The following is a 19,337-nucleotide window of genomic DNA, read 5'->3' on the forward strand; positions in this document are numbered from 1 at the left end:
TGTTATTGATAAATCTTATGGCATCTGAAGGTCTGACGGCATGTTACGTAGAAATCCATCTGCCTGGATGCGCATCAAACATTGTTCTGCAATCTCTGCCACCTCTTTCTCCTCCTTTGACTTTTGCAAGAAGATGGCAATAGATAAATGAGAACCGTCGGGCAAAAGAACGATTCCAACATCGTTTCTATCTTGTCTTCCGTCAGAAGAAGGAAAACCAGAACCTGTCTTGTGAATCAGTTTGCCGTCTTTGGGCAAGACTGCTGCTATGCGTTGCTGACCCGTATTACAATCAGCCATTGTATCCCAGATAAAGGAGAGATTCTTGTTGTCATCCCTATGAAGATAAAACCACTCCAAGAGCCTTGCCATTTCTTTTGGAGTGGCTGAGTTTTCTATGGCTCTATGAGGATTCTTTTTCATCTCCTTCTCCGTCAGTTGCACATGGATGTCTTTGAATCCAAGCGTATGGATATATTTCTCTACTGCATCCGGCTGTCCGCATGATGCAAACAAAAGGTCGCACGCATTATTGTCGCTCTGTTTCAATGACCATTCTATTAACTCAGCAAACGTGAAATAACGCATACCTTCAAATATTGAAAGCATAGGCGACCATGTCTCAGCGTCCAGACTATCCTTGTTTACAAGAACAGAGTCGCTCAGTGTCAGTCCTTTCTTGTGCAAGTAGTCTGCTACGTATAAAGCCTGTGGAAATTTCATGACGCTATGCATGGCAAAAGCACTATCCTCCTGATGACCGCAATATAATTCTCCATTCATAATGCTTGCCCCATATGAAAAATATGAGGATTGACCTTTCACCTCTGTAGTCTGGATGTAAGCCAGGAAAAAGGTGAGAAGCAGAAAGAGTAGGATTTCGCTCACTCGTTGAGTTCCTCCCGTGGGGTTGAATATGATTTGATGTATCTTCATCTTTCCTTTATCTGTTTATTGAGTTATGGCCACTTTGATAACTCCATCACGCTTCTGCTCAAAGAGTTCATAGGTTTCAGCTATCCTCTCCAACGGAAAACGGTGGGTGATGAGCGGTGTGGTGTCAATCTTCAAACCTGCCTTTATCTATATATGTATATGCTTTCATTATCTTAAGAATGGGTCAAGCGTTGCTAATAACTCTGATTTCTGCACTACTCACGATTTTTGTTGTCATTTTTGTTTGTTATCACCCATCGGCCATTCTTGCGACCGCCTTCACGAGAGAGTATGCCTTTGGATTGCAGGTCTGCAATATCTTTTTTTATCGTTCTCTGTGTTACAGGTTCTTTTTCCGAAATCTTTTGGGAAATCTTTTGGGAAGTTAAAGTGCAATCACTCTGCACCAATGATAGTATAATCCGCTGTCTATCAGTTATTTCTTCCATAGATTCTTTTGGGAAGTCTTTTGGGAAGTCTTTTAGGAAATCATTGTCTTTCTTTCCTTCTTTCTTGCCATCCTTATCCAGTTCCTTGCCAATAGAGACAAGATAAGCCTTCTCGTCAACAAAAGCCTGATGTATGGGCACCGTCGCAAGGAAGTGACCATTTCCCCTCAGCAGTTCGTCTATGTTTATTGGTAATGCCATATATTATATTTATTTTTTGTTCAGCGTCACCCCATACTTTTTTAGTATTCATGTGTATCTGACATTTCGGTGCAAAGGTACGATTTTTTTTGAAAAACAATGAAATTTCCATAAAAATCGCATATAACAAGACAAACAAATATCTTGCATGGCTACCATGTGGCGAATGTTTTGTTACTTTATAAAAAAACGTGGCAAAGGTATACCTTTGCAGTCGGGTAATCATCCTAATGGTGGTACTGGAGTTCAGATAGGGATGGAAGGTACTGCAGCCTGTTATTCAAGACCGCAGTACCAAGCCATTAAAGTTTTTACTCTGCAGGTGCCCATTTGCAACGAACAGGAGAGACGATTGCGCCCTCTGCCTTCAGCTGCTTCATAGCTGCATCTACCTCTTTGCGGTCGAGACCGCTGAGTTCTGCGATTTTACCTGCGTTGAGAGGCTGGCCTGCCTCTTTCATTGTTGCTAATACTTTTTCTTTTGCGTCCATTGTTTTAACGATTTAATGTGTTATTAATATTGTTATCAATTCATTCAATTTATCTTCGCGTATTACCTTCGGTTGTGCCTTACCTGCCAGAATGAGAATCTTTTTCCCATTCCTGTAGATGTGCAGTTGGCTTCGCCTTCCTCCTCCTTGCAAGGCATAGATTGAGCAAGCTCATCTCTGCTCTCTCTGCTCGTTCGGTTGGCTTGTGCGTATTCTCTTTTATTCATTGTTCATTCAAAATTTGTTAGCAGATATACTGCTAAGGCGACCTGCAAGATGATTATTACAGGTATGCCATACTTGAATTTCTTGTGCATCGTCTTGTGATGCCAAAGTCGCATACCTGCCCATGCTCCGATACTGCCACCAATGGCAGCCATCGTCAGCAGTGTAGCCTCTGATATGCGCCATTTGCCTTTCTTTGCCTTGTACTTGTCAATACCGTACAGGATGAATGTAACAATGTTGACGGCAAGGAGATAACAGATGATTTCTTCCATTTATCCAATGTATTCAAGGAAAGCGTCCACCTGCAATCTCAGATTCGTCATTTGTTCTTCGGTCAGCATCATGCGCCCTTCCGTCCAAGCCTCCATGTTCAGTTGGATGCCCGTCTGAGGTTCTGTCATTACTTCTGCACGGATAAACGGCAGCGTGAGCAGTTCGGTCAGCTTCTCACGGCACTTGGCTGTTGCCGATGCGCCACCAGCACCGCTCAGCGCCACCTTCTTGCCGTTGATGGCAAGCGGAGTCTGACGGTCACCTGCCACGAGCGGACGTGACAGCCAATCAATGAGATTCTTCAAATGACCGGGGTAACTGTAATTATATTCAGGCGAGAATATCCAGAGTGCATCCGCCTCTGCTACTTTACCCCTCACTCTCTTGACCGCTTCGGGCGCAGGAAACTCGATGTCCTGATTAATCAGCGGCACATCCGAATAGTCGAGATATTCCACCGTCGCACGCCTGGCAAGCATCTCTTCCACCTCTTTGGCGAGCTTCTTGTTGAACGATTCCTTGCGTAAGGAACCGATGATAAAAAGTATCTTCTTCATTGTCTTCCTATATTTTGATTTTCATTATTGCATCTCGGTTAATGTCCAACCATGATCGCCATGGTAAATCATCTGCCGGGTCATGCCACCGTCGATGCAGATATTTTCGCCTGTGATGAATCCTGCCTTGTCGGAGCAGAGGAACAGCACCATATTGGCGATGTCCATCGGGTTGCCAACACGTCCTGCTGGCTGCTGCACCGCATCTGCGCCATCGTACTCCTTATAATCAGTGTCTATCCATCCTGGCGAAATGGAGTTGACCCTTGCCTTGTTCCGAAGTGTGACGGCAAGGGCGTGGGTGAGGGCAGCAATACCTCCCTTAGCAGCAGTGTAGCTCTCTGTCTGCGGCTGACTCATGCGGTCGCGCGAGGATGATATGTTTACTATCGATGCTTCCTCAGCAAGATACGGAGCAAGCAGCTTGACAAGATAGAAAGGTGCTGTAACCCCGACTGTCAAAGCATACTGAAACTCCTCCCACGTACATACATCCAGCCCCTTCATCAGAGGAAGGGCATTGTTGATGATATAATCCACCTTACCGTATTTTCCGATTACTTCATCGGCAAAGGCTTCCAACACCTCCTTCTTGGAGATGTCTCCAACGAAATGGTCTCCCTCTCGCATATCAATGACCGCCACCGAAGCCCCTTTCTTGCGAAACTCCTCAGCGATACATTTGCCGATGCCATGCGCACCGCCTGTCACGATTGCAACCTTATCTTTATATTCCATTTTTTTCTTTATAGTGCTAATGAATTTTTACACATTCTTATATGTTGGTATTATATTGAAGCTCCGAGGGAAAATGCTTCTTTTAGGGCGTTGGTGTTTTTGATGTCGCCCTTTTCTTTAACTCCTCTTACAAGTATCTTTCCACTGTCTTCAAGGTGGAAGTAGTTGATGCATAGTCTATATTGGACAAGAATGCTGTCAAACAGTTCGGGTAATGTGGCGGCACCGACGAGCAACAAGGCAACTTTCTTTATTTTGAAAGAATCTCTGAGTGGATTGTGACACCTGTCGATCAGAGCCTTAAGCTGTGAACTTATGCCGTAGAAATAGACAGGAGAAGCAACAACAAGCATGTCTGCCTTTGCCAACTTGTCGTAAACGGTCTGCATGTCATCTTTTTGAATACAGGATTGGTCATCTCTCTTGAAACAAGAATTACATCCTATACAAGGATTTATGTGATAGTCCCTTACTGATATGAAGTCAACATTGTGCTTGGATGAAGCTCCTTGGGCAAACGATTCCGCCAATATTTCCGTGTTGTCCCCCTTTCGTGGGCTGCCTGATAATATTACGATGTTCATTGTATGTCAGAATTTGAAATGTATAGGTCTTGCAAACTCATCTCTGTTCTCCAGTCCCTTGACATGACCGAGGTTGGTCATCCATCCGTCGATGTCCTTCAGATAGAACACCTTGAAGATGGGATTGTCACGCATATTCTTATATAGCGCATTCACGATGGCACTCTTGTCGATGATGGCATCCCTAATGTTCTGCCTTTCCTCGAAAACTGCCTCTGCCGAGAAACGAATCCAAGGAGTCTGCATCTCATCCCTTTCCAGTTTGCAGCCACAGAGTTCCACAAAGGGATTGGCTTGCAGTTCTGCAAAAACCTCCTTCTTGGAATTGGTGCAGAACCACAGCTTCTCATCCTCCAACACCATATACTGCATCGGACGAACCTTTGGCTTGCCGTCCAATCCTATTGTCGCCAAGAACTGGATGCCGATATTGTCTAGGTAGTTGGCCAAATCACGTAATGTCATCTCTTGTTCCATAATGATATTTATCTTAAAAACGGGTCAATCGTTGCCAACAGCTCTGCTCTTTGCACAACGCCGCTTGTTCTCCAAAGTACTTCTCCGTGTCTAAACAACATGAGAGTGGGCACAGACTGTATGCCATACTGGTTTGCAGTCACTCCATACTTGTCCACATCCACCTTGATGATGCGGATTCTGTCACCCAGCACTTCCTTCACCTGTTCTAAGATGGGGTGCATCATCTTGCATGGTTGGCACCATGTGGCGAAAAAATCGACCAAGACAAGTTGGTCACCTGATATAACGTCTTTGAATGTTTCCATCTTTATCTGTCTATTTCTGTGAATCGGTTAAATGTCCTTCCGTCTCTTGTTATTTGCTCGAAAAACATCTTCTCGGGACGAACCCAGTATGCTTCCTCACCATATAGTGCTTGATATACTACCATGCGTTCCTGAGTTTCGCTGTCATATGCGGAATGGATATACTTGTACATTCCTCCCTTGAAGTGACGGAAAAATCTTTCTTCTTTAACTGAATACTCCATGAGCATCTTCTGTACCAACGGGGCATACCAAGTCCTGACTTCCTGCTCTGTGGGCGTGTGTCCGCCAGGGAAGTGATAGCTGTTGTTATAGTGCTGCAAGAACAACGGTTCAAAATGAGCCAGTGTGTCTTGTTCACCAAAGAGTCCCCACACACGATCCTTGTAATACGGATTGCAAAAATCAAACTGTGTGGCTTCGAGTTCCCCAAACTCATTGATGAGTGATTCGTTGATGACTATTGTCTGATTACCGTCCATGCGTGGAGCCTTGTACTCATGTTCGCCAATGCGTTCTCTCAGGAAGTCCGTCATCTTGAAATGAGGATTGCCAAGTAGGGCGGGGATGCCAACGACAGGAGAAAGCATCTGTGCAAGGAAAGCCCCGCAACTGTTGCCTATGAGCAGGTCTGGCTTCTCCTTGTCGATAAGCATGCGTATGTATTTCAGTGCTTCCTTGGGATGGAGAGGCAGATCGGGAGTCAGCACGATGGCTTGCCCATCAAAGGCCTCCCTCTGTGCTCTCGCCATCGGACAGCTGCCAGTAGCAAAGAAACCATGTAGGAACAGTATCTTTTTCATGCTATTTATTCTTTGTCTTGTGGATTGTCAGATATGCCCTTTCTCTTGATTGGCCCAGAATGATTGCCACGGTTCAGCTTGATGCCATGCTTGTTCAGTATGCGGAACACAGAGCTTCGGCTTCTGAAACCGCTGGCTCTCCATACTTCATCAATGGGATGACCTGCAACATACAGGTTGATGACTGTCTTTTCTCTGTCGAGCTTCTGCATCTTTGCTGACGAGACGGGAGGTAGTGACACTATCATCTTCTCCTGTAAATTGACGACATGCTCCGCAGACTTACGCAGGGGAAGAACCTCTTCCGGCAAAGCACCCATCATTTCCAATACATCGGACGGCCTTGTTTCGGGAAACAGCTTGTTCCTTGAATCAATCTGGTCATGGATGCTGACAATACGGATGACCTTGACTCGGCAAAATTCCAGAAATGTTGCCAGTTCCCGACTGCCACGCAAGACATTGGAAAACTTGGATATGACAAGTTCATCGCCCCCTTTGCAGGGCAACCATCAGTTGTTTCCAGAGCGGTCTGTTGCGTTCGTCCTCATCGTTTTCTTCTACGATGCGGACACAGCCGAAGTCATTCATCCATTTGCGGTCTTCTTCCAGTTTGTCATACTGAGAGGTTGCCATTATGTAGCCCACTTTTGCCATATCAAAATATATTATTGACTGATAATTTGATAGTTATATGCCTATAGATAACAGAAAAGTCAAAACTTAATCTTAAATAGATATGATTCACATGCAAAGGTACACAATAATATTCAGAATCATTATTATACTGATATTTTTTGTTTGACAAACCCATAGAATCATACATGATTTCACACACATAAAGATAAAAACAAAATATCATACTAAAGAGAGTATGAAATATAAAATTATACAAAGTCTGATTGCCGTGGCTTTTGTTTGGATTTTTATCTGTGTCTTTGCACTCAAATTTTACAAATGGCTTGATTCACCGTGAGAATGCCTGAGTGGGACTGAAAGTACTGCTGTCTGCCTCGGCAGAAGCAAGGTGAGGGGCTGTATGCTGGTTTGTGGTTGCAAAAGGGTATTCTGCAAGCCATGACGGGGGCTTCTCGTTGGGTTTTCGATAGCTTCTCGTCGGCATCTCGATCGATATTCGTTGCTCTTTCGTTCGTTTTTTGCTTGTTCCTCGTTCGGTCCTCGATAGGTCTTCGATAGACTAACGAATAAGCAACGAGAGACGAACGAGAGACGAACGAGGACCTAACGAGAAGTTAACGGGAACCGAACGAGAAGCGATCGGGAAACCGTTGTGTCTCTGTCGGGACCGGATGGTGTATTGAATTACTTGTTTTGTAAACATAAGTGGTTTTTTAGTTGTAAATTATTTGTTTGACTTTTGGTTTGAAGGTTTCTTTCTTGTTTAGGAAATCATCCTCGGCTTGAAATACAAATATACATCATGAAACCCCCAGAATGCAAGAGATTTGGCACTTTTTATATCGCCTATTAATTATATTTAACTAAAACCAGCATTGATTTAACTTAAATTATAATACTTTATGCTGATTTAGCTGGATGAGTTTGGGTTGCTTCGCAAGAAATCTTTGGAGGAAATCTTTGATAAAATATGGCCTATGGCCAGAAATATTACGGATTTACAGAACCACGGAACTACGGATCTACGACACCGGAGCACCAACGCAAAAAATCCGTGTCATTCGATTTCCGACATTAAAAGGGGCCGCACACGGAGGTTCTGATAAAATAAAAGCGGCACTTTCTTGATGATGGAAAAGTGCCGCGGTGTTTGTTAATATCGCAAAGTCTTATTGATGCTGGCTGCGCAATAAGTCGTTGACGGTCTTTACAGGATTAAAAGTGCCAAGAGGAACTTCCACAAAGATAGTATTCCAATTGCTCATGGCACCATTCCAAAGGCCTGGGAGCTCAAGTGCCTGAAGCGGTTTTCCGTCTTTGGATTTCTGTGAGATGAATCCTGTGGTAGGATCTACAAAGTCGGGCAGATTGAAAGGCTTGTCCTGATAGTCTTTCACGGCGCAGACCAAATCGACTGGATTGAAATGTGTTCCCTTGGTAAACATTTCCATATAAGCGGTATTTGATTTGTCTATCTGTGAACTTTCCAGAATTTGCAACGATACGGTTCCGTCTTGGTTGTAGGTGAGGAAAGGACCACCTCCCGGTTCGCCTACATTTTTCACGACGCCACACACGCGCATGGGACGGTTGAGCTTCTTTTTGAGGTACATTACCAGTTCTGCATCTTCCAGTTCCTTGATGTTGTTTTTGCGGCAGCAAAGATCTTGTTGGACGAAACGGATGATTTCTTCAATCTGCTGGTGGTTGTAACAACCGGTTTCAAGCAGCTGTAGATAGTCGAAAGCGCGTTTCTGGAGCGTTACCAATACTCCTGCAATGATTTGTTTCCATTCCACTGTTTCGTCTTTCAGTCGGTCTGGAACTACATTATCTATGTTTTTGACGAATATGACATCGGCGCTGATCTCGTTCAGATTCTCGATAAGTGCGCCATGGCCTCCGGGACGGAACAACAGAGATCCGTCTTGGTTGCGGAACGGGGTACCGTCAGGATTGGCAGCAATGGTGTCGGTAGAAGGTTTTTGCTCTGAGAAACTGATGTCATAGCGGATTCCATATTTCTTTGCAAAAGAATCGGCTTTCATGGCTACGCGCTGTTTGAAGTAGTCCATGTGCTCATGGCTCACCGTGAAATGTACGTGAGCCTCGTTGTTAGAGGCAGCGTAGAGGGCACCTTCCACAAGATGCTCTTCCATTGGTGTGCGTGCTCCTTCCGGATAGTTGTGGAACAGCAGCATACCTTTTGGCAGTTGTCCGTAGTTGAGGCCTTCCGGTTTGAGCATATTTTCTACTACAGCTTTGTATTGTCCATCGGCTATGAGTTGGCTGATGCCTTTTCCATTGTTCTTGCGGCAGGCAGCATCAAGTTCGTTGTAGAAGGCGAAGTGGCTGATGTTGTCGAAGAATTTTTTCTCAAAGTCTGTTGTGGGGATATCATAGTCGGCATCGACAAAGGCAAACATGTCTTTGAACATACGGCTTGCGGCTCCAGAGGCAGGTACGAATTTGACTACTCTGTGGCCTGCTTTCTTGTAGCTTTCCCATGCCTCTATATATTTCTTCCGGTCAGCATCGCTGGGTGCCATGATACCATGCTGAATGCTAGCAGCAGCTTCAAGCTTCAGAAAAGGGAACCCTTTTTTGAATAGTTCAAGTTGTTTCTCTACTTGTGCTTCGTTGATTCCTTTTTGGGAAATCTGTTTTAGATCTTCTTGTGAATATTCCATAATATATAGGATTGTTAGTATTGAATTTGTTTTGATGCAAAGATAGGAATTATATTGCACACCACCAAAAAAGAATGATAAAAATATTTGGCTGTTTCAGTAAAATCAACTAATTTCGCATTTCATTTATAAAAACTTAATAGAACGGAAATATGATAGAAACAGGAATGAAACATACCAGTGAGCTGGTTGTTGACGAAAATGTAACAGCGAAGAAGATAGGTTCTGGAGATATGGAGGTATTGGCGACTCCAGCCATGATGGCGCTTATGGAAAATGCCGCCATGCTGGCTGTTGCTGATGTGTTGCCGGAGGGCAGTACTACAGTAGGCGGTCATATTGAATCTTCGCATCTTCGGCCGACAAAAATCGGCGAAACCGTAACGGCTACGGCAGAGGTAACCAAAGTAGATGGTCGGAAAATAGAATATGCTGTGAAAGCATTCTGCGGCGAACAATTGCTTGGTGAGGGCACTCATCTTCGCTTTGTTGTGGACCGGGAGAAATTCCTCTCAAAGCTGTAAGTCCATACGTCAAGAAAAAAAGAGAATCTCTATTCAAATTCAGAGATTCTCTTTTTGTTTATTGCATTATTTACCTAAGTTTACCTTTCTTCAAAATATCAGAAAGGTGGTGATGATAGCCTGATGATGTTATTCTTGCATGAGAAATGATTTGAAATCTACGAAATCTTTCGTCATGGGAATGCTCTTCTTTTCGCCTTTCATAAATGCAGCAAGACGTTCTGGAATGGTGATGTCGGTATGGAGGATGGCATCGACCTTCTCTTTGAACTTAGCAGGATGTGCTGTTTCCAAGAATACGCCAACCTCTCCAGGTTGCAATCCTTCCTTGAGTGCACGGTAACCACAGGCTCCGTGCGGATCCAACGTGTAACCATGATCCCGATAGCATTGTGTCATCGTCTCTTTGATTTGTTCGTCGGAATAGGTGGCACCGCTGATGTCTTGGCAGATATCCTGATGACTTCCCTTATAAAGGTCATAGATGCGTGCGAAGTTTGAGGGATCGCCCACATCCATCGCATTGGCCAAGGTCTGTACGCTGGTTTTTGGTTCGTATTTGCCAGTACAGAGATATTTATAGAAGATATCGTTGGCATTGTTGGCTGCGATAAAACGGCTGATGGGGAGACCCATCTTTTTGCCGAAGAGGGCAGAGCAGATATTGCCGAAGTTGCCACTGGGAACACAAGCCACCAGTTTATCAGCAAGTCCGCGCTCCTTCATGCGTGCATAGGCATTGAAATAGTAGAACGACTGTGGCAGAAAGCGCGCAACATTGATAGAGTTTGCCGATGTGAGGCGCATGTGCGCGTTGAGTTCCTGATCCATAAAAGCTGCTTTCACCAACGCCTGACAGTCATCAAAGACTCCATCAACTTCAATGGCTGTGATGTTCTGTCCCAAGGTCGTAAACTGTGACTCTTGTATTTTGCTGACCTTGCCTTTTGGATAAAGAACATAGACATGAATACCTTCAACACCGAGGAATCCGTTGGCAACGGCACTACCCGTGTCTCCACTGGTTGCCACGAGAACATTCACGCGGCCTTTCTTTTCTTTGCTGATGAAATACTGTAACAGACGAGCCATGAAACGTGCACCTACATCTTTGAATGCAAGAGTGGGACCATGGAAGAGTTCGAGCGAGTAGATGGTCGGTTCAACCTCTACCACAGGACAGTCAAAGGCTAAAGTATCATACACAATCTTCTTCAGCGCATCCGCCTCCACATCCTCACCGAAGAAGGCATCGGCAACAGTATAGGCGATTTCCTGAAATGAAAGTGTCTCGATATGGTCGAAAAACGACTGTGGTAATGCCTTGATCTTTTCAGGCATGTATAGACCTTTATCTTCTGCCAGACCTTTTACTACAGCCTTATGCAAGTCTGCGTTTGGCGCTTTTCCGTTTGTACTGTAATATTTCATTATATTTTCATCAGTTGGTTCATAAATTCATTGAGTTTCAACATCCCATAACTGCCGCTTACGCAACTCACCTCATCATAGTGTTCTACTGCGTCAGCCTCGATGCCAGGATGCCAGATCAGGAAGGGGACAGGTTCATCGACATGGATGCGCATTTCCACGGGAGTAGGGTGGTCGGGGAGGATAGCGATGCATACGGGTTCGTTCATTTGACATACGGCTTCATAAACGGGTTTGATAAGCCGTTTGTCAAGATAGTCAATGGCCCGCAGTTTCAGTTCGAGGTCGCCATCATGACCAGCTTCGTCAGTAGCCTCTACATGAACAAATACGAAGTCATCGTGTTGCAAGGCTTCAATAGCAGCCTGTGCCTTACCTTCGTAGTTGGTATTTGCCAAACCAGTAGCACCTTCTACGTTGACGATTTCCAGTCCGGCATAATGTCCTATGCCTCTGATCAGGTCAACGGCAGAAATCACGGTACCGCTCTTAACCTGTGGGTAGAGTTGTGTGAGTGGCTGCATGGAAGGTCGGTATCCACCGCCCCATGGCCAAATACTATTGGCCTGTCGTTCACCTTTTGCCGCCCTGTTGCGATTGAAAGGATGTGCGGACAGAATCTGCTGGGATTCTATGATGAGTCTGTTGATGAGTTCTGCCGTTTCCTCTGCAGTCATTCTTCCTGGTTCAACAGGTGCGTTGTCTTCTGCCTTCACCAATAGTTTCTCCCATGGTTCATTGGGATGGTCGTGTGGGGGAGCACAGACAACATGTTTTGAACCACCACGAATGACGAGCAGGTGACGGTATTGAATGCCAGTGATAAAGCGCACACGGTCATCTCCCAGGTATTTGTTGAGCTCTTGTATCAACACATCTGCATCAGCCGTTTCAAGGTTTCCGCCATTGTGTGTGATGATATTCCCATCCGCCAGCGAGATGATGTTGCACCGTAGCGCCAAGTCATCGGGATGCAGTTCATATCCGATAGAAGCAGCCTCAAGCGGGCCACGTCCTTCATATACCTTGTTGAGGTCGTATCCGAGAATGGACGTATTAGCTACTTCGCTACCCGGAGCAAATCCACTAGGGATGGTTTGCAGTCTTCCTGTCCGTCCCATTTTAGCCAAGCGGTTCATGTATTCAGGGCGTGCATATTCCAAGAGTGTTTTTCCACCAAGTCTTTCAACGGGGTGGTCAGCCATTCCGTCGCCCAATATGATGATATGTTTCAATGTGATTATATATTAGCAATTGACATGATGTTAGCAAACACACCTGCTGCAGTTACACCTGCACCAGCTCCATAGCCCTGTATGAGCATGGGGTATTCTTTGTATCGTTCTGTCGTCAGCAGGACGATGTTGTTTGATCCTTCAAGACCATAGAAAGGATGATGTTCGCTGACGGCCTCCAACGACACTTTTGTCTTGCCCATCTCCATGCTCGCCACAAAGCGCCAGCGTTTCTTCTCTTTTTCCAATATTTCACGGCGGCGCTCAAAGTCAGCATCAAGTGACGGTAGGCGCTTCCAGAAATCCTCCAGACTACCCTCGAAGAAATCATCTGGCATGAACAACTGTTTCACGACGTCGCTTTGTTCTACTCTATATCCTGCTTCGCGAGTAAGGATGACCAACTTACGGATAACATCCTTACCGCACAGGTCGATACGTGGGTCCGGTTCTGAATAGCCTTCCTCTTTGGCAAGTCTGACTGTTTCAGAGAAAGGTACGTCGGCTGCTATTGTATTGAAGATATAGTTAAGCGTACCAGATAATACCGCTTCGATTTTAAGGATCTTGTCGCCTGAATTTCTCAAGTCGTTGATGGTACCAATGATAGGCAGTCCTGCGCCCACATTGGTTTCGAAGAGAAATTTCACGCCACGGCGCAGCGCAGTTTCTTTGAGTTTCGCATATTTCTCATACTCCGCAGAGGCAGCAATTTTGTTGGCTGTTACGACTGAAATATTGTGCTCCAGAAACGTCTGGTACAGTTCTGCCACTTCGCTGCTGGCTGTGCAGTCAACGAATACAGAATTGAAGATATTCATGCCCACTACTTCCTTGCACATTTTTGAAATGTTGCTGGGCTCCGACGCTTTCAGCTGCTCTTTGTAGTTGTTTAGGTCAAGGCCTTCTCGGTTGAAGATGGCATTGTGTGAACTGGCGATACCCACTACGTTAAGTTTCAGTTGGCGTGTATCGGCGAGTTCCTGATATTGTGATGCAATCTGTTGCAGGAGGTTACCTCCGACGGTTCCCACACCACACACAAACAAGTTGAGTACTTTGTATTCCGACAAGAAGAACGAGTCGTGCAGTACGTTGAGGGATTTACGCAGATATTTTGAGTGGACAACAAACGAGATGTTTGTTTCGGATGCACCCTGTGCACAGGCGATGACGGATATTCCGCTTCGTCCCAATGTACCGAAGAGTTTACCGGCAATACCAGGTGTATGTTTCATGTTTTCGCCCACGATAGCGATTGTAGCCAATCCGCTTTCAGCGTGCATGGGGAACATAGCTCCTGTTTTGATTTCTTTTGCAAATTCCTCGTTGAGTGTTTCAACGGCTTTGTCAGCATCCTCATCGCGCACACCTATTGACGTAGAGTTCTCAGACGATGCCTGCGACACCATGAATACCGAGATACCATTGTTTGCCAATGCTGTGAAGATGCGTCTGTTGACACCAATCACACCGACCATTGACAGGCCGGTAACGGTGATGAGTGTTGTTCCTTTGATGCTTGAAATACCCTTGATGGGTTTGCGGTCGTTTTCAATCTTGTCTTTGATGATCGTTCCGGGATCAGAGGGGTTGAATGTGTTTTTGACCTTGATAGGAATGTTTTTGACGCAAACCGGATATATGGTAGGAGGATATACGACTTTAGCTCCGAAGTTGCACAATTCCATCGCCTCGATGTAGGACAATTCGTTGATGGTATAAGCCGACTTGATGACGCGTGGGTCGGCTGTCATGAATCCGTTGACGTCAGTCCATATTTCCAACACGTCAGCATCGAGTGCTGCTGCGATAATAGAAGCGGTATAGTCGCTTCCGCCTCGTCCCAGATTGGTTGTCTCGTTGGTGTCTCTGTCTCTGCTGATGAAACCGGGCACCACAGGAACTGTCGTATTGAAGTCGATAGTAGCGAAAGTATCTTTCACCAGTTGGTTGGTGAGTTTGGTGTCGAGTGTATGTTTACCCTGTTTGTTGATGGTCTTGATGAAGTCGCGTGAATTCATTCGCTTACCGTTTTTGATAAGCGTCCCTACGATATGCGAGCTCAGGCGTTCTCCATAACTGACTATTGTGGCCTGCGTTTTTGCGCTGAGGTCATGTATGAGGAATACGCCATAGTAGATGGATCGCAACTGATCAAAGAGGTCGTTGAGTGTGCCGAGCAGCGCTTTTTTCGCCGTTTCGTCTTTGATGATGTTTTCCACCATGTGATGATGGCGTTTGACGATGTTTTCAAACTCCTCTTTATATTGTTCGTCACCGGTTAGTGCCTGTTGTGAAATGGCAATCAGTTTGTCTGTGATGCCTCCTAAAGCGCTGACCACGACAATGACGGGTTGGGTCTCTGACTCAACGATACTTTTCAAACTGAGAATACTCTCTATAGAACCGACGGAAGTGCCGCCAAACTTTAATACTTTCATACAGTATGCAAAAGTACGAAAAATCTCACAAATGCAAGCAAAAAAAAAGGAAAATCGTGAGATTTATTACCGATAGTGCAATAATTTGAGCCATTTTGTCGTTTAATAGGGTAGTATGAAGATTACCAGAAGAAACAGTGGCATTTCGCCATTCCGTCATATTTTAATGGTCACCGGCCTTTTTGGTGGCGTTCAGGCGGTTAATGTTGTCGCTTCACTTATCCGCAATAAGTGTGCGGCCTTGTTTCTTGGCCCTGACGGTGTAGGTGCTCTTTCGTTGCTCAATACGTTGGTCAATATGTTGGTCCAGCTTTGTGGCATGGGTGTGTCGTTGAGTGGCGTCCGTCGTTTGTCGTTAGCTTTTGACGAAGGGAATGTGCAACGCATTCGGAGCGTATGGTCTGTACGGTTGTTGACGATATCCGGCGGATCGTTAGGGTTGGTTGTCTGCGGTCTGATGGGGCATTGGCTGTTGTCGCCAGCAGTCTTGTTGATGATCGTCTGTTCAGGTGAGTTGGCAATCCTCAAAGCCGCCCGTCGCCTTCGTTGGTTGGCCTTGTCGCAGATCGTCTCCGTATTGTCGAGTCTCTTGCTGACCGTACCTCTATATATATATTATGGAGCGTCATCCATCGTAGCGGTAGTGGTTTTAACAGCATTGGCAGCCCTGTTGCCCGTACTTTTTTGTTCGTTGCGCGTATGTCCGTTGCAGTTTCCAAAAGGCAATACCCTGTTTCCATTGTCAGAAATGCGCTCCATGTTTCGTTTAGGAATGGCCTTTACCTTGGCAGCTGTAATAGGTGCAGCATCAGAATATGGTATTCGTGTGTGGCTTCAAGGCGAAGCATCTTCGCAGGTGGTAGGATGGTTTAGTTCAGCCCAATTGCTTACAGCAGGTTATATGGCCATTTTGTTTTCCGCTTTAGAACAGGATTACATGCCTCGTCTGTCAGCAACCTCTGACCATCGTGCGGCTTCAGGAATAGTGCGCCGTCAGTTGTTGGTGTTGACCGGTTTGACTATTCCGTTAGTCTTGATCGTTATGGTGTTGTTGCCGTGGTTAGTACCATTGTTGCTTTCTTCATCGTTTCTGCCTATTGTTCCTTTAGCCCGTTGGTGGGCAGGCGCGATGATACTTAAGTCGGCAACACTTCCTGTAGCTTATCTCACCTTAGCGCGAGGCCGTTCGCTTGACTATCTTCTTTTGGAGGCAGTCTATTATGTGTTTTTTGTGATTTCAGTTATTGTCGGATGGCATTATTCCGGACTTTCGGGTGTGGGTGTCGGAATCTTTCTCGCACATGTTTTCGACTTATTGCTCATCCATATTTATGCCAGATATCAGTTTGACTTCCGGCTTTAGAAGCGGAAGTCAAACTGAAGATCTACAAAGTTGTAGTTGTGTTTGTCAGGATTGGCAATCGTTCTGTCGTTGACGCGGGCATATTCCATGTTGACCTGCAGGTTTTTGCAGAAAACATAGTTGATACCCATTTCGTACATGGTTTTTGACGAACTCCATGATTTATCCTGTCGGTACATATTGTATCGTGCTTTGGCATAGAGTTTCTTGGGAATGACAGGTGCAATACCGAATGCGTAGAGACCGTCGGCTTTATCGCCAAGGTTTTTGCCAGGAGCCGCTGCACCCTGACTGTGGATGTATTCTGACCGGAAAGTCCAGTCGTTCTTGCTGTATTCAGCCGATAGCGCATAACGGTTTTTTGTGCCTACGCCCGCTCTGCTTCCAGTCCATCCGAAAGCACCTATGCGAAGCCCTTCAACCGGCATCAGCCAAAGTCCTCCGATAATATCTTTTCTGTTGTCAGCATCTTTTGTGTTGATACCTTCGCCATTATATACTCCCACCTGATAGTGTAACAGATAGCGTCCGGCTTTGTTTTTTAGCAAATCACCCTGCAGTTGGACGCCGATGTCACGTCCTCCTGCCGATTTCTCTCCCGTCCGGTCTCCGTAGCCCACGAGGTTGTTGATGACGAGGGCATAGGAGTAGAAACCTTGGTCGATGGGGTTTGTAGGACTTTCAAAGGTGAAAGCACGTTTGAATTGTCCTGCTTTGACTCGTATTTCTCTGTATTTCTGCCATTCCGCATAGAGGTCAACAAGAAAGGCAGACGATCCGCTTCCTTGGAATTGTGCACGCCATGCCACGTCGCCGATTTTTCCATCGAGCATGAGCCTTAGCAGTCTGATGTTGAAGGTGTTTGAAGCATTCTTTTCTGTGATGATGTTTCCCTCTTCATCTGTTGTTGTGCGGTAGGGGTCTTGAGCCTGATACTGCAACATTCCATATCCGCTGAGTTTGATGTCTTTGACCCATTGTGGAAGTTCTACGGAAACGGTTTTCTTTTCCTGTTTGTTTTCCTGTGCTTTGATGCCGAGTACGAACAACGAGGCTGTGAGAAGCAAAACGATTTTTCTCATATTCTTAATTATGATCTTTTGGTTAGTAATACAACATTTTCTACGTGAGGAGTGTGTGGAAACATATCTACGGGTTGCACCTCGTTGACCGTATAGGCCACGTCGAGCAATTGTAGGTCGCGTGCTTGAGTGGCAGGATTGCAACTCACATATACGATACGTTGTGGCGCAGCATTCAGAATGGTGTTTACAACATCAGGGTGCATTCCTGCTCTTGGTGGGTCTGTCACGATAACATCGGGTCTGCCGTGTTGTTGTATAAACTCATCGGTCAGAATATCTTTCATGTCCCCTGCATAGAACAGGGTATTGCCAATGCCGTTGATGCAGGAATTGACCTTGGCGTCTTCAATGGCTTCTGGCACATATTCGATACCGATGACTTTGCTGGCTTTGGCAGCAACAAAGTTGGCAATGGTTCCCGTACCGGTGTAAAGGTCGTAGATCAGAGGCGCTTCGTTGGGCGTCTGTCCGTTAACAGGCATGAACGCGAACTCTCTGACAACGGAGTAAAGGTGGTAGGCCTGTTCGGTATTGGTTTGGTAGAACGATTTCGGTCCCACCTTAAACCGCAGGTCTTCCATGGTTTCGAAGATGTGGTCGTTACCTTTGAACACGATAACATCCTGATCACCTATGGTATCATTACATTTCTGGTTGTTAACATAGAGTAATGCTGTGATTTGCGGGAATTTATCTGCCACGTGTTGCAGAAGTTCTGCAGCCCGTTGTTCATCACCTTCTTCATCATAGTGGAACTGAATGATGACCATCCATTCGCCCGTATTGGAGTTGCGTACGATGACATCTCTCAAGAGTCCGGTTTGTGCTCTGAGGTCAAAGAAAGACATCTCGTGGTTTAGTGCATAATCGAAAATCTCGTTTCTGATTTCGTTTTGCAGATGGTCCATCAGCCAGCATTTCTCAATGGGCAGTATTTTGTCGAAGGCACCTGTAATATGGAATCCTATGGCGTTGCGCTGGAATTGCAGTCCGCTAGTGATTTCTTCGTTGGTCAGATAACGTTTGTTACAACATCCGAAATCGAGTTTGTTGCGGTATTCCTGTGTTTTTACCGAACCGAGGATAGGACGGAAGTCGGGTAGGGGGATTTTGCCAATGCGAGTCAGTTGGTCTTTCACCTGTTGTTGCTTCATTTTCAGTTGTTCCTCGTAGGGGAGCTGCTGCCATTTACATCCTCCGCAGGTGCCGAAGTGTTGGCAGAATGGTTTTGTTCGGAGGGGACTTTCCTCATGGAAGCGTATGATTTCAGCCTCCATAAAACTATGTTTCTTTCTTCTGACCTGTAAATCCACTACATCGCCGGGAACAGACCAAGGCACGAAGACAACCATATCGTTGACCCTTGCAACACATTTTCCTTCTGCTGCAAAGTCTGTGATGGTGATGTTTTCGAGTATGGGTAATGCCTTTTTCTTTCTTGTCATATTGTTGTATTTCTTGTCTGTTATTGTTTGATATGACGGACAAAGTTAATGCAAAAATTAGAAATATCCAAAAATGTGAATAAAATATGATGTTTTGAGAGAAAATTGGCTCTGCTCTCGGCTTCTGGACGCCATGACCTTTGGTCTTGTCTTCTTTGTCTCGGCAAAGCCTTAAAGCGAACTTTTATGGCTCTGCTCTCGGCTTCGGGATGCCATCGGGAAGTGTTCGGGATACGTTTCCGCCATGAGTCCGTTATAAGTCCGTAGTAATTCCCATAACCAAGCAGACCCTGTTGCGTGTTATTGTGGAGGTGCATGGGAACAGAATGAGGCTTTTAAGGTTCGACCTTTTGCAGAATAAGCCGATAGCTTGAAAATATCAGCGCCTTTGTTGGGAATTATAATATATTTTTCTTATCTTTGCAGTTCAAACAAT

Annotated in this window: 20 protein-coding genes and 2 pseudogenes; 2 read left to right on the top strand and 20 right to left on the bottom strand. The window is 45.4% G+C overall.

Features of this window, described 5'->3' with window-relative positions; genetic code table 11:
- Window positions 1-15: 15 nt before the first annotated feature.
- The 15 genes and pseudogenes from CIK93_RS02225 to CIK93_RS02285 form a co-directional block, all read right to left on the bottom strand.
- The gene (locus CIK93_RS02225) at window positions 16-936 is read right to left on the bottom strand and encodes a serine hydrolase (RefSeq protein ID WP_094446446.1); all 921 of its coding nucleotides are present in this window, start codon (window positions 934-936) and stop codon (window positions 16-18) included.
- Window positions 937-951: 15 nt separating this feature from the next.
- Window positions 952-1,068, bottom strand: a pseudogene (locus CIK93_RS02230) (alcohol dehydrogenase); the annotation flags it as partial.
- Between the two features lie 83 nt (window positions 1,069-1,151).
- A complete protein-coding gene (locus CIK93_RS02235; RefSeq protein WP_094446448.1) occupies window positions 1,152-1,586 on the bottom strand; it encodes a hypothetical protein in 435 nt (144 codons plus the stop codon).
- 311 nt (window positions 1,587-1,897) lie between these two features.
- Window positions 1,898-2,077: a transcriptional regulator gene (locus CIK93_RS02240; protein WP_005816310.1), complete on the bottom strand. Its 180-nt coding sequence runs from the start codon at window positions 2,075-2,077 to the stop codon at window positions 1,898-1,900.
- Between the two features lie 62 nt (window positions 2,078-2,139).
- The gene (locus CIK93_RS13760; protein ID WP_153113681.1) at window positions 2,140-2,304 is read right to left on the bottom strand and encodes a hypothetical protein; all 165 of its coding nucleotides are present in this window, start codon (window positions 2,302-2,304) and stop codon (window positions 2,140-2,142) included.
- A 3-nt stretch (window positions 2,305-2,307) separates the two neighbouring features.
- The gene (locus CIK93_RS02245; protein ID WP_094446449.1) at window positions 2,308-2,577 is read right to left on the bottom strand and encodes a DUF1294 domain-containing protein; all 270 of its coding nucleotides are present in this window, start codon (window positions 2,575-2,577) and stop codon (window positions 2,308-2,310) included.
- Window positions 2,578-3,135 carry an NADPH-dependent FMN reductase gene (locus CIK93_RS02250; protein WP_094446450.1) on the bottom strand — a complete coding sequence of 186 codons (558 nt, stop codon included), beginning with the start codon at window positions 3,133-3,135 and terminating at the stop codon, window positions 2,578-2,580.
- 24 nt (window positions 3,136-3,159) lie between these two features.
- Window positions 3,160-3,873, bottom strand: coding sequence for an SDR family oxidoreductase (locus CIK93_RS02255; protein ID WP_094446451.1), 714 nt, complete (start codon window positions 3,871-3,873; stop codon window positions 3,160-3,162).
- A gap of 50 nt (window positions 3,874-3,923) precedes the next feature.
- Window positions 3,924-4,457, bottom strand: a complete 534-nt coding sequence (locus tag CIK93_RS02260; RefSeq protein ID WP_094446452.1) for a flavodoxin family protein — start codon at window positions 4,455-4,457, stop codon at window positions 3,924-3,926.
- Window positions 4,458-4,463: 6 nt separating this feature from the next.
- Window positions 4,464-4,934: a pyridoxamine 5'-phosphate oxidase family protein gene (locus CIK93_RS02265; protein WP_094446453.1), complete on the bottom strand. Its 471-nt coding sequence runs from the start codon at window positions 4,932-4,934 to the stop codon at window positions 4,464-4,466.
- 8 nt (window positions 4,935-4,942) lie between these two features.
- Window positions 4,943-5,242 carry a thioredoxin gene (trxA, locus tag CIK93_RS02270; RefSeq protein ID WP_094446454.1) on the bottom strand — a complete coding sequence of 100 codons (300 nt, stop codon included), beginning with the start codon at window positions 5,240-5,242 and terminating at the stop codon, window positions 4,943-4,945.
- A 2-nt stretch (window positions 5,243-5,244) separates the two neighbouring features.
- Window positions 5,245-6,045, bottom strand: coding sequence for a YqiA/YcfP family alpha/beta fold hydrolase (locus CIK93_RS02275; protein ID WP_094446455.1), 801 nt, complete (start codon window positions 6,043-6,045; stop codon window positions 5,245-5,247).
- A 5-nt stretch (window positions 6,046-6,050) separates the two neighbouring features.
- Window positions 6,051-6,702: pseudogene (locus tag CIK93_RS02280) on the bottom strand (recombinase family protein).
- Window positions 6,703-7,012: 310 nt separating this feature from the next.
- Complete coding sequence (locus CIK93_RS13570; protein ID WP_158215459.1) at window positions 7,013-7,168, bottom strand: hypothetical protein; 156 nt, start codon at window positions 7,166-7,168, stop codon at window positions 7,013-7,015.
- Window positions 7,169-7,853: 685 nt separating this feature from the next.
- On the bottom strand, window positions 7,854-9,374 hold the full coding sequence (locus CIK93_RS02285) for a DUF4301 family protein (protein WP_094390387.1): 1,521 nt from the start codon (window positions 9,372-9,374) through the stop codon (window positions 7,854-7,856).
- A 152-nt stretch (window positions 9,375-9,526) separates the two neighbouring features.
- On the opposite strand from CIK93_RS02285, the gene CIK93_RS02290 reads away from it, so the two are divergent.
- Entirely contained in the window at window positions 9,527-9,898 is a 372-nt protein-coding gene (locus CIK93_RS02290) for a thioesterase family protein (RefSeq protein ID WP_094390388.1), read from the top strand.
- Between the two features lie 129 nt (window positions 9,899-10,027).
- Here the strand turns inward: CIK93_RS02290 and thrC are convergent, their stop codons facing one another.
- The 3 genes from thrC to thrA are packed head-to-tail and all read right to left on the bottom strand — an operon-like array spanning window position 10,028 to window position 15,008.
- Complete coding sequence (thrC, locus tag CIK93_RS02295; RefSeq protein ID WP_094446456.1) at window positions 10,028-11,329, bottom strand: threonine synthase; 1,302 nt, start codon at window positions 11,327-11,329, stop codon at window positions 10,028-10,030.
- Complete coding sequence (locus CIK93_RS02300; protein ID WP_094390390.1) at window positions 11,329-12,564, bottom strand: cofactor-independent phosphoglycerate mutase; 1,236 nt, start codon at window positions 12,562-12,564, stop codon at window positions 11,329-11,331. The genes thrC and CIK93_RS02300 overlap by 1 nt, the downstream gene beginning before the upstream one ends.
- Window positions 12,565-12,569: 5 nt before the next feature.
- Window positions 12,570-15,008, bottom strand: a complete 2,439-nt coding sequence (thrA, locus tag CIK93_RS02305; protein WP_094434009.1) for a bifunctional aspartate kinase/homoserine dehydrogenase I — start codon at window positions 15,006-15,008, stop codon at window positions 12,570-12,572.
- 115 nt (window positions 15,009-15,123) lie between these two features.
- Here thrA and CIK93_RS02310 point away from each other — a divergent pair, with 115 nt between their 5' ends.
- Window positions 15,124-16,371 carry an oligosaccharide flippase family protein gene (locus tag CIK93_RS02310; protein WP_094446457.1) on the top strand — a complete coding sequence of 416 codons (1,248 nt, stop codon included), beginning with the start codon at window positions 15,124-15,126 and terminating at the stop codon, window positions 16,369-16,371.
- Here CIK93_RS02310 and CIK93_RS02315 read toward each other — a convergent pair.
- Together CIK93_RS02315 and rlmD are read right to left on the bottom strand one after the other, a co-directional pair.
- Window positions 16,368-17,453, bottom strand: coding sequence for a porin (locus CIK93_RS02315; RefSeq protein ID WP_094446458.1), 1,086 nt, complete (start codon window positions 17,451-17,453; stop codon window positions 16,368-16,370). The two genes, CIK93_RS02310 and CIK93_RS02315, sit on opposite strands and share 4 nt — an antisense overlap.
- A gap of 8 nt (window positions 17,454-17,461) precedes the next feature.
- On the bottom strand, window positions 17,462-18,901 hold the full coding sequence (rlmD, locus tag CIK93_RS02320; protein ID WP_094446459.1) for a 23S rRNA (uracil(1939)-C(5))-methyltransferase RlmD: 1,440 nt from the start codon (window positions 18,899-18,901) through the stop codon (window positions 17,462-17,464).
- Window positions 18,902-19,337 lie beyond the last annotated feature (436 nt).

The sequence above is a fragment of the Prevotella sp. P3-92 genome (genome assembly GCF_002251205.1).
In the GTDB taxonomy this organism is placed as follows: domain Bacteria; phylum Bacteroidota; class Bacteroidia; order Bacteroidales; family Bacteroidaceae; genus Prevotella.